The sequence below is a fragment of the Nonomuraea sp. SBT364 genome, from assembly GCF_001083785.1.
Classification (GTDB): domain Bacteria; phylum Actinomycetota; class Actinomycetes; order Streptosporangiales; family Streptosporangiaceae; genus Nonomuraea.
Genome location: NZ_LAVL01000083.1, coordinates 26,187 through 36,753, shown reverse-complemented (window position 1 = coordinate 36,753; position 10,567 = coordinate 26,187). Strand labels below are relative to the sequence as shown.

At 68.4% G+C, this 10,567-nt stretch carries 9 protein-coding genes; 3 read left to right on the top strand and 6 right to left on the bottom strand.

Going from position 1 to position 10,567, the window contains the following annotated elements; translation table 11 throughout:
* Window positions 1-77: 77 nt before the first annotated feature.
* The gene (disA, locus tag ADY59_RS29500; RefSeq protein WP_063780818.1) at window positions 78-1,160 is read left to right on the top strand and encodes a DNA integrity scanning diadenylate cyclase DisA; all 1,083 of its coding nucleotides are present in this window, start codon (window positions 78-80) and stop codon (window positions 1,158-1,160) included.
* Window positions 1,161-1,213: 53 nt separating this feature from the next.
* On the opposite strand, the gene ADY59_RS29495 is transcribed toward disA, so the two are convergent.
* Complete coding sequence (locus ADY59_RS29495) at window positions 1,214-1,894, bottom strand: hypothetical protein (RefSeq protein ID WP_049568666.1); 681 nt, start codon at window positions 1,892-1,894, stop codon at window positions 1,214-1,216.
* Window positions 1,895-2,090: 196 nt separating this feature from the next.
* Here ADY59_RS29495 and ADY59_RS29490 point away from each other — a divergent pair, with 196 nt between their 5' ends.
* Both ADY59_RS29490 and ADY59_RS29485 read left to right on the top strand, forming a co-directional pair.
* Window positions 2,091-2,849 (top strand): A/G-specific adenine glycosylase, encoded by a 759-nt coding sequence (locus tag ADY59_RS29490; protein ID WP_231618960.1) that lies wholly within the window; start codon window positions 2,091-2,093, stop codon window positions 2,847-2,849.
* 10 nt (window positions 2,850-2,859) lie between these two features.
* Entirely contained in the window at window positions 2,860-3,330 is a 471-nt protein-coding gene (locus ADY59_RS29485; protein ID WP_049568662.1) for a MarR family winged helix-turn-helix transcriptional regulator, read from the top strand.
* Window positions 3,331-3,333: 3 nt separating this feature from the next.
* On the opposite strand, the gene ADY59_RS29480 is transcribed toward ADY59_RS29485, so the two are convergent.
* The 5 genes from ADY59_RS29480 to ADY59_RS47695 all read right to left on the bottom strand — a co-directional run bounded on the left by ADY59_RS29480 (window position 3,334) and on the right by ADY59_RS47695 (window position 10,544).
* Window positions 3,334-4,272 (bottom strand): TIM barrel protein, encoded by a 939-nt coding sequence (locus ADY59_RS29480; protein ID WP_049568659.1) that lies wholly within the window; start codon window positions 4,270-4,272, stop codon window positions 3,334-3,336.
* A gap of 353 nt (window positions 4,273-4,625) precedes the next feature.
* On the bottom strand, window positions 4,626-7,115 hold the full coding sequence (locus ADY59_RS29475; RefSeq protein ID WP_049568655.1) for an ATP-dependent Clp protease ATP-binding subunit: 2,490 nt from the start codon (window positions 7,113-7,115) through the stop codon (window positions 4,626-4,628).
* A gap of 607 nt (window positions 7,116-7,722) precedes the next feature.
* Window positions 7,723-8,055, bottom strand: coding sequence for a histone-like nucleoid-structuring protein Lsr2 (locus tag ADY59_RS29470; protein ID WP_049568652.1), 333 nt, complete (start codon window positions 8,053-8,055; stop codon window positions 7,723-7,725).
* A gap of 516 nt (window positions 8,056-8,571) precedes the next feature.
* The gene (locus tag ADY59_RS29465; protein ID WP_049568650.1) at window positions 8,572-9,057 is read right to left on the bottom strand and encodes an RDD family protein; all 486 of its coding nucleotides are present in this window, start codon (window positions 9,055-9,057) and stop codon (window positions 8,572-8,574) included.
* Between the two features lie 113 nt (window positions 9,058-9,170).
* A complete protein-coding gene (locus ADY59_RS47695) occupies window positions 9,171-10,544 on the bottom strand; it encodes an RDD family protein (RefSeq protein WP_197093919.1) in 1,374 nt (457 codons plus the stop codon).
* Between the last annotated feature and the right edge of the window lie 23 nt (window positions 10,545-10,567).

The window sequence follows — 10,567 nt, the reverse complement described above, 5'->3', positions numbered from 1 at the left end:
GGGTGGAGGTGGGAGAGGGGGGATGGATCTCGGGTGGCCCGGCTAAGCTGGGTTTGACTATTCGACACGGGGGTCAGGTGCCTAACGACAGGAGTCTTGACGACCGCCGTCGCGAAGCCCTGGCGGCTGTGGCCCCGGGCACTCCGCTACGCGACGGCCTGGAGCGAATCCTGCGCGGTCAGACCGGTGGCCTGATCGTGCTCGGCTACAACAGGGTCGTCGAGCAGGTGTGCAGCGGCGGGTTCGAGCTGGAGGTGGAGTTCTCCGCCACGAGGCTGCGTGAGCTGGCCAAGATGGACGGGGCGATCGTGGTCAGCGACGACCACAAGATCGTGAGGGCCGCGGTGCATCTGGTGCCGGATCCGGCGATCCCGACCGACGAGTCCGGCACACGGCACCGCACGGCGCAGCGGGTGGCCAAGGAGACCGGGCTGCCGATCATCGCGATCAGCAAGTCCATGCGGATCATCGCCCTCTATCTCGACGGCATCCGCTACGTGCTGGAGGAGTCGGCGGCGATCATGTCCAAGGCCAATCAGGCCCTGGCGACGCTTGAGCGCTACAAGCATCGGCTCGACGAGGTGTCCGGCACGCTGTCGGCGCTGGAGATCGAGGATCTGGTGACGGTGCGCGACGTGGCGGCGGTGGCGCAGCGGCTGGAGATGGTCCGGCGGATCTCCGACGAGATCAAGGGCTACGTGGTGGAGCTGGGCACCGACGGGCGGCTGCTGTCGCTGCAGCTCGACGAGCTGGTGGCGGGGGTCGACTCCGATCGGGAGCTGGTGATCCGCGACTACCTGCCGGCTCCGGCGGGGCGGCGGCAGCGGCGGCTGTCGGAGGCGATGCAGGAGCTGGACGCGCTGTCGGGCAGCGAGTTGCTCGACCTTTCGGTGGTCGCCAACGTGCTGGGCCACGGCGGCACGGACAAGCTCGACAGCCCGGTCAGCCCACGCGGGTTCCGCCTGCTGGCGAAGGTGCCGCGGCTCCCGGCGTCGGTGGTGGACCGGCTGGTCAACCATTTCGGCAGTCTGCAGAAGCTGCTGGCGGCCAGCATCGACGATCTGCAGGCGGTGGGCGGTGTCGGCGAGTCGCGGGCCCGCAGCGTGCGCGAGGGGCTGTCGCGGCTGGCGGAATCGTCCATCCTGGAGCGCTACGTCTGACCGCTGCCGCCCCTGCCGTTTCTGCCACCTCTGCCACCCCTGCCGCCCGGGTGTCAGCGCAGGTGGAAGACGCCCTTGGGGCTCTTCAGCTTGCCCATGCGAGCCGTCGCGACGTACGTACCCGGCAGGGCGTTGGGCGGGTCGGCGCGGCAGTCGCCGCTGGAACGGCGGCGGTCCCAGTCGAGCGGACGCACGTAGGGGACGCCGCGCTGCAGCTCCTTGACCTCGGTGCCGGGGCCGCTGACGCAGTCGGAGGTGGACCAGATGCGGTCCTCGCCCGAGGTGATGCGGATCTCCATGGCGCGCGGGCCCACGTCGGCCTTGCACATGACGTCACCGGTGTTGACCACGGTGACGAGGAAGTGCGGGCGGGCGCCGCCGGTGTAGATCTCCTGCTCGCCCTGGAGGCCGAGCACCAGGTCGCGCTCGGCGCACGGCTCGCCGGGCCGCCGGGGGCGCGCCTCCTCGGTGGCCTTGGCGGGGCTCGGCGTCGGCGTGGGCGTGGCGGTGCCCAGGGCCAGCGTGCGCAGGCCGGCGAGCAGCGGGTCGGCGACCGGGGCCGGGGTCTGCGAGGTCTGCGCGCTGGAGGCCCGCTCCGGGCCGCCCGCACTGCTCGAACAGGCCCACGCCACCACGGCGACCACCACGAGCACCGCGACGAGCACGCTCATGCGCCTACGCCAGTAGACGTCGCCTCCGAATCCAGGGTCGTCACGCATCGCATCCGGGTCCATACGCACAGCATGTTCAGTCGGGCGGTCACCTAGCGCGACGACACGCCGCACCTTGCCATCTCGGCATACGCTGGGGCGCGTGGTTGAGCCGAAACTCCTACACATTCCCATTCTGGAGTGGTACGAAAACAACGCCCGAGAACTCCCTTGGCGGGCACCGGGCGCCACGCCGTGGGGCGTGCTCGTGAGCGAGATCATGTTGCAGCAGACCCCGGTCGCCAGGGTGCTGCCGGTGTGGCTGGAATGGCTGGCCCGCTGGCCCGCCCCGAAGGATCTGGCCGCCGAACCGCCCGGCGAGGCCGTACGCCATTGGGGCAGGCTCGGCTACCCTCGGCGGGCGCTGCGGCTGCACGCGTGCGCGCGGGCCATCGCGGAGGAGCACGGCGGCGAGGTGCCGAGCGACCACGCGACGCTGCTCGCGCTGCCGGGCATCGGCGAGTACACCGCCGCCGCCGTGGCCAGTTTCGCGTACGGGGGGCGGCACGCGGTGCTCGACACCAACGTCCGCCGGGTGTTCGCCAGGGCGGTGCGCGCCGAGGAGTATCCGCCGGCCGCCACGTCGGCGGCCGAGCGCCGGCTGGCCGAGTCGCTCCTGCCCGAGCTGGGCGCCGCCCGCTGGGGTGTCGCGGTGATGGAGCTCGGCGCGCTGGTGTGTACGGCGCGCGCGCCCCGGTGCACCGACTGCCCGATCGCGTCCGCCTGCGCGTGGCGCCTGGCCGGCAAGCCGCCGCACGACGGGCCGCCGCGCAAGGGCCAGACGTACGCGGGGACCGACCGCCAGTGCCGGGGCCGCCTGCTGGCCGTTCTACGGGACGCGCCCGGGCCGGTGCCCAAGGCGGCGCTCGACGTGGTGTGGGCCGACGCCGTGCAGCGCGAGCGCGCCCTGGACGGCCTCGTGGCGGACGGCCTGGCCGAGCCCCTGCCCGACGGCACGTACCGCCTCCCCCACGCATAGGCTGTCCACCGTGCCAAGCGCGACCCCGGGCTTCGAGCTGCCTCTCCGCCTCTTCCTGGCCTTCCGCGTGCTCATCGACGAGCTGCACGCCGAGCTGGGCCGTCAGGGTCATCCGGACCTGCGTCCCATGCACGGCTTCGTCATGCAGGCCATCGGCCCGCAGGGCACCACGGCGGTGGACCTGGGGCGCGTCCTGGGCGTCTCCAAGCAGGCGGCCGGAAAGACGATCGAGACCCTGGAACGCATCGGCTACGTCGAGCGGACCCGCGACCCCGCCGACACCAGACGCAAGATCGTCCGCCTGACCCCCTTCGGCGTCGACGCCCTGGACAGGTCGGCCCGCATCTTCGACACCCTGCGCGCCCGCTGGGCGGACGAGCTGGGCGCGGACCGCCTGGCGGCCTTGGAGGCCGACCTGCGCAAGGTCACACCCGGGAGCCTGTGGCGGCTGGACGCGCCGGGCTGGTTCGGCACGCTCTGAGCGTCAGGCGGCGAGCTGCAGCCCCAGCCCGGTCAGGCTGGTGCGTGCCCAGTCGAGCTCCTGGGCGAGCAGCGACACCAGCGCGCCCGGCCCCTTGGCCCGGCCGGGGACGGCCAGGTTGTGCGTCTCGACCTCGATGTGGGCGCTTCCGCTGACGGCCCCCGACAGCATCGCGGCGAGCGTGTCGTGCAGCACCGCGCCGGTGTTGAGCGTGCCCGCGCCGTGGTTGTGCACGTGACCGAGCTTGACCACGGGCGCGCCGGCCGCCGCCAGGCCGCGCAGGGCCTCGCCGGGCTCCTCGGCGCCGCCCGCGAGGTGGCAGGCGTCCAGGCAGACGCCCAGGTGCTCGGAGTCGATCCCGCCCACCCGCTCCAGCGCCTGCTCGGTCGTCTCCAGCACGCACCCGGGCCACGGCTCGAACCCGACCCGGATCGTCTTGCCGGTGACGCTGTAGATGCCGCGCAGCTCGCGGGCCAGGCGCTCCAGCCGCCGGGTGGCGATGGCGTGCAGGTCGGCCGGCCAGTCGCGCCGCCACCCGATCGGTATCGTCGAGATGCTGCCGAACCGCACGTCGTCGGGCAGCAGGAAAGCCAGGATCTTGGCCAGCGCCATCGTGTAGCGGTAGCGCTCGGGCTTGGCCCAGTCGGGGCCGGGGACGTCCTGGTTGCGACCGCCGGTGCCGTTGAGGCTGACGACCTCCAGCCCGCGCTCCTCCAGCGAGCGGCGCAGTCGTACGAGCTCGATGCGGTCGGCGGTGAGGTGGTCGGCGACGGCGGGTGAGAGCCACAGGCCGACGCCCATCCGCTCCACGCCGAGCCGCTTGCGCACCGGCACGGCGTAGCGGGTGAGGTGGGCGATCAGGTTCTCCAGATCTTCAGCGGGGTGAACGCCTGCGTTGTAGGCGAGGTGAACGAGCGTTCCGTCATCGTGACGCAGGCGCATCGACTTCCTCCACGGCTTGCACTGGTTGTTCGGCCCCCGCCCGCTTCGAGGATCGCGCGGACCCTGACGAGCATGGCTGCTCCCGGGTGGCTCACGCGTCCGCCCTGAGTTGATTGCTTCCTACATCTCAGGGAGCAGGCCCCACCGTAGGGACGCGCTCTTGCGGGTCACTTGGATGGGACTGCGGCTCTGCTCTACATAGTGTAGTACTACCTATGGTGGCGGTACAGCCGGCCGCTCAACAATTCGGCAACACTAGCCGTGATCTTGATTTTTTGTATGGCGAAGCCCCGGAAAACGAAGGAACCCCCCGTGTGAACATCACACGGGGGGTTCCTCGGGAACCTGTGGCTCTAGCCGGCGATCGCCGCGGCCGAGTCGGGCACCTTGGCGGTGTTCTCGCCGGTGAAGATGAACTTGGCCTCGTCGCCCTCGCCCTCGATCGTGACCTTGACGGTCTGACCGGGACGGAGGTCGCCGTACAGGATCTTCTCCGACAGCGAGTCCTCGAGCTCGCGCTGGATCGTCCGGCGCAGCGGCCGGGCGCCCATGACCGGGTCGTAACCGCGGTCGGCCAGCAGCTGCTTGGCGTCCTGCGAGACCTCGAGCCCCATGTCGCGGTCCTTCAGCCGGGCGCTGACCTGGGTGAGCATCAGATCGACGATCTGGATGATCTCCTTCGGCGTCAGCTGGTGGAAGACCACGATGTCGTCGACACGGTTGAGGAACTCGGGCCGGAAGTGCTGCTTGAGCTCTTCCTGAACCTTGGACTTCATCCGGTCGTAGTTGGAGTCGGCGTCGTTGGACTTCGCGAACCCGACCCCGATGCCCTTGGAGATGTCACGGGTGCCGAGGTTGGTGGTCATGATGATGACCGTGTTCTTGAAGTCGACCACGCGGCCCTGGGCGTCGGTCAGGCGACCGTCTTCCAGGATCTGCAGCAGCGAGTTGAAGATGTCGGCGTGCGCCTTCTCGATCTCGTCGAAGAGCACCACGGAGAACGGCTTGCGCCGCACCTTCTCGGTGAGCTGGCCGCCCTCCTCGTAGCCGACGTAGCCGGGAGGCGAGCCGAACAGCCTGGAGACGGTGTGCTTCTCCATGAACTCGGACATGTCCAGCGAGATGAGCGCGTCCTCGTCACCGAACAGGAACTCCGCGAGGGTCCTGGCCAGCTCGGTCTTACCGACACCGGACGGGCCCGCGAAGATGAACGAGCCGCCGGGACGCCGCGGGTCCTTCAGACCGGCGCGGGTGCGCCGGATGGACCGCGACAGGCCCTTGATGGCGTCGTCCTGGCCGATGATCCGCTTGTGGAGCTCGTCCTCCATGCGGAGCAGGCGCTGCGACTCCTCCTCGGTGAGCTTGAAGACCGGGATGCCGGTGGCCGTGGCGAGGACCTCGGCGATGAGCTCCTCGGTGACCTCGGCGACGACGTCCATGTCGCCGGCCTTCCACTCCTTCTCCCGCCGCTCGCGCTTGAGCTGGAGCTGCTTCTCCTGGTCACGGAGGGCAGCCGCCTTCTCGAAGTCCTGCGCGTCGATCGCGGACTCCTTGTCGCGGCGGACGTTGGCGATCTTTTCGTCGTATTCACGCAGGTCCGGCGGAGCGGTCATCCGGCGGATGCGCATCCGCGAACCGGCCTCGTCGATGAGGTCGATCGCCTTGTCGGGAAGGTAGCGGTCGCTGATGTAGCGGTCGGCCAGCTGCGCGGCGGCGACCAGCGCGCCATCGGTGATGGACACGCGGTGGTGCGCCTCGTAGCGGTCGCGCAGACCCTTGAGGATCTCGATCGTGTGGCTGAGCGAGGGCTCGGCCACCTGGATCGGCTGGAACCGGCGCTCGAGGGCCGCGTCCTTCTCCAGGTACTTGCGGTATTCGTCGAGCGTCGTGGCGCCGATGGTCTGCAGCTCGCCGCGGGCCAGCATCGGCTTGAGGATGCTGGCGGCGTCGATCGCGCCCTCCGCGGCGCCCGCACCCACGAGCGTGTGCAACTCGTCGATGAACAGGATGATGTCGCCGCGCGTGCGGATCTCCTTGAGCACCTTCTTCAGGCGCTCTTCGAAGTCACCGCGGTAACGCGAGCCGGCGACCAGAGCGCCGAGGTCAAGCGTGTAGAGCTGCTTGTCCTTCAGCGTCTCGGGCACCTCGCCCCTGACGATCTTCTGCGACAGGCCCTCGACGACGGCGGTCTTGCCGACGCCGGGCTCGCCGATCAGCACCGGGTTGTTCTTGGTCCTCCGGGAGAGGACCTGCATGACCCGCTCGATCTCCTTCTCACGGCCGATGACCGGATCCAGCTTGCCCTCGCGGGCGGCCTGGGTCAGGTTGCGGCCGAACTGGTCGAGCACCAGGGACGTCGACGGGGCCGACTCCTGCGGGCCACCCGCGGCGGCCGGCTCCTTGCCCTGGTAACCGTGGAGCAACTGGATGACCTGCTGCCGGACACGGTTGAGATCAGCTCCAAGCTTGACCAGCACCTGGGCGGCCACACCCTCACCCTCACGGATGAGCCCGAGCAGGATGTGCTCGGTGCCGATGTAGTTGTGACCCAGTTGCAAAGCCTCACGGAGCGACAGCTCGAGGACCTTCTTGGCCCGCGGGGTGAACGGAATGTGCCCCGACGGAGCCGACTGGCCCTGGCCGATGATCTCCTCGACCTGCTGACGCACACCCTCAAGGCTGATGCCCAGGCTCTCCAGAGCCTTGGCGGCTACGCCTTCACCTTCGTGGATCAAACCAAGAAGAATGTGCTCAGTGCCGATGTAGTTGTGGTTGAGCATCCTGGCCTCTTCTTGGGCCAAGACGACAACACGCCTCGCTCGGTCGGTGAACCTCTCGAACATCTCGTCGCTCCTCACAGAGCGGTCAGTCAGGCCGGTAAATCCGGTCCCGTCATCCCGCATGCTAGCCCTGGCTCGGCGAACCGTGCCCACTGCCGCTGACACGCTCTATAGCAGACACGTTCCCCGAGAGCAGGGCGTTCACCCTCCATCCAACTACTGTTCGGGGGTCACGTGTTCCCGATACGCCACCAGCGAACGATGTTTAGGGCGCTCAGGTGAAGTGGCTCGAATTCGCCGCCAGCGGCGCGTCCGGAACGGCACGGATCGGGTGCCGGACGCGGGGGCGAGCCTGGGGCGGCCGCACCCGTTCGCGCTGGACGCCGCGTCCTGTCTTCCATCGTATGTCCTGCTTCAATGCCAGGCCAAGCGTGACCGGAACGGGGCGCATCTGGTCAGCCGCGTTACCGATCAGTAACGGGCGTGGCGCCGGATGATTACCGGCCCCACGCCCGCACGAATTGACCCGAACGCCCACTTATGGGCGGGTTAGAAGATCACTAAAACGGTTGTCCACCATTTGAGATTATGGCAGAAATGATCATGCGCTTATGGCGGCCGCCGGGGTCCTAGGCGAACGGCATAAGCGCATGGTCAGGAGATCGGCTCCTTAGTGAGCCGCGTCGTACTGCTCGACGACCGTGGAGGCGATCCGGCCTCGCTCGCTGACCGGCAGACCGTGAGCCTTGGCCCACTGCCGGATCTCGGCGCTCTTCTCGCGGCTCATCGCCCGCTGCCCGCCACGCCCGCGACGGCGCGTGGATACGGCGCCCGCCCTGCGGGCGTGCTGCACGAAAGGCGTCAGAGCGTCCCTCAGCTTCTTGGCGTTAAGGTCGCTGAGGTCAATCTCATAGGTGGAGCCGTCAATAGCGAAGCTGACCGTCTCATTGGCCTCGCCCCCATCGAGGTCATCGATGAGAATCTCCTGGATCTGCTTGGCCATCTACGCAATCCTTTCCCGGAGCATTGTTTCATTCGCCTGCCCAAACATATACCCGGAAAGGCGTTAAGACAATTCAGCGCTACGGGGATTCGGCTGAGCGGCCGATCAGTTGTGGTTCTCGGCCTGATCCTGGCGGTTTGGCCGCTGGCCCGCCCCCTCGGAGCGCACCAACTTCACCACGCCAAAGATGAAGGCGCCGCCCACGACGACGGGCGGGATGAGCGCTGACAATACCTCTGTTACGGCTTCCATTCGTCCTCGCCTCCACGGCTGACGGGGTTTCAGGGGCGCTTTATACACAGGCGGCCGGGGTCGGCGCGAGCCTGGCAGGACCTCGTGTCGCCCGAGGTAACACCGCCCACACACGACCATAGCGGCACAGAGATGCCCATAGCCTGGCAGGCGCCCCAACATCCGGCAACCCGGACGCCCCATAGCCTAATGCCAGTCTCTCCAGGCTCCTTACCGGATCAAGCGGAAATTTTGCGAAAAGCCATCAGCGCAGGTACGGAACCCTCAACGAAGATCTTTTACGACCAGCGTTCCGGCCAGCCTGTCATGCGGCCCGCGCTGGAGCGGCTTGTCGATCAAGATGAGCAAGCCGACGCCAAAGACGAACATTCCGGCCAGCAGATTGACCACCGGAATGCCCATCAGCATCGCAGGCGCCGGATAGAGCAGGGCTCGTTTCAGCCGGACCCGCGCCGGAAGGCTCTCCGGGTCCACCCGAATCCCCATGATCGCCTTGCCGAAGGTGCGCCCGCCCCGGGAAAGTGCGATCCAGTCATAGACCGTATATCCCAGCCCGGCGCCCACCCACGCGAACACGCCGGGCAGCCGCCCCTCGAACGCGTCCAGCACCCCGACAGTCCGGAAGATGCCCCATAGCGCAATGAACAGAATGTAATAGAAGACCCCGAAGACGAGCGCTTCAATGAGCCGGGCGACGAGCCGTTCCCACCATTCGGCCGGCAGCACGCCGGCCTTCGGTGTCGCGGCCATAACCTCACCTCGTCCGTTCGGCGGCCCCCGGCGTCCCTCCATTCTGGTACGGCTCGTACACACAAAACAGAGGCCGGCGGGATGCCGGCCCCTGTTTCGCGGTTGCGCGAGACTTACTTGATCTTGACCACCACGGTCTTGGCGAACTTGTCGGCGAACGTCTGCTGGAGCGGCTTGTCCCAGAGCTGGGAAGCGCCGTTCAGCATGACGAGGATGCCGCCGATGAATGCGCCGAAGATCGGGATGACGCCCAGGGCGTAGCCGCCCCAGGTGCCGGCGGCCCGCTTGAGCGCGAGGTCGTTCGGCAGGCCGCCGGGCGGCAGCGCCTGGCCGACCGGGACGACCTTGATGCCCATGACCATCTTGCCGACGGTCTGGCCGCTCATCTTCGTCATGAAGAAGTCGTAGGCCACGTAAAGCGCCGCCAGCAGGATGTACTGGATGAGGCCGACGATGAAGGAGCTCAAAAAGCCTGACGTCGCCCCGGAGGGCGAGCTGTAGCTCGCCACCAAGAAGATGCCCAGGATGAGGCTGATGATGAAGTAGACGACGCCGAAGATGACGCCGTCGACGATCCTCGCCACCAGCCGCTGCCACCACTCCGCCAGCGGCGCCGGCGCGCCCGGGGGCTGCACCCCGACCGGCTGGCCGTACTGCTGCCCGTAGGCGGGCTGGCCGTAGGCGGGCTGGCCGTAGCCGGGCTGGCCGTAGGCCGGCTGACCGTACTGCTGCTGCCCGTACTGGGGCTGCTGGCCGTACTGCTGCTGACCGTATTGCTGCTGCTGGCCGTAGTCGGGCTGGCCATAGCCCGGCTGCGACTGCGGCTGCTGACCGTAGTCCGGCTGACCGTACTGGGGCTGCTGGCCGTATCCCGGCTGGGACTGCGGCTGCTGGCCGTAACCCGGCTGGGACTGCGGCTGCTGGCCGTAGTCGGGCTGCGACTGGGGCTGCTGACCGTATTGCGGCTGCTGACCGTAATCGGGCTGGCCGTACTGCTGCTGGCCCGACGGAGGCTGCTGACCGTACTGCGGCTGCTGGCCGTACTGAGGTTGCTGGCCGTAGTCCGGCTGGGACTGCGGCTGCTGACCGTAGTCCGGCTGGCCGTACTGCGGCTGCTGGCCGTATCCCGGCTGGGACTGGGGCTGCTGGCCGTAGTCGGGCTGGCCGTACTGGGGCTGCTGACCGTACTGCTGGCCGGAGGGCTGGCCGTACTGCTGCTGGCCGTACTGCTGCTGCTGGCCGTAGTCGGGCTGGGACTGCTGCTGCTGGCCGTATGGGGGCTGGCCGTAGCCCTGCTGCGGCTGCTGCCCGTAGGGGGGCTGCTGCTGGCCGTACTGGGGCTGCTGGCCGTAGGGGTCGTCGACGCGGTAACCCACGACCGTGGCGTCGGGGTCGGGCTGCCCTTGGGGGCGGTTCTGGTTCTGGCCGTATTCAGGGGAATTCTCGGGGGAATCGTCCTGTGGATACGGCGGCTGTCCTGTGCTCACCGTGTCACCTCGCTTCGAGTGCG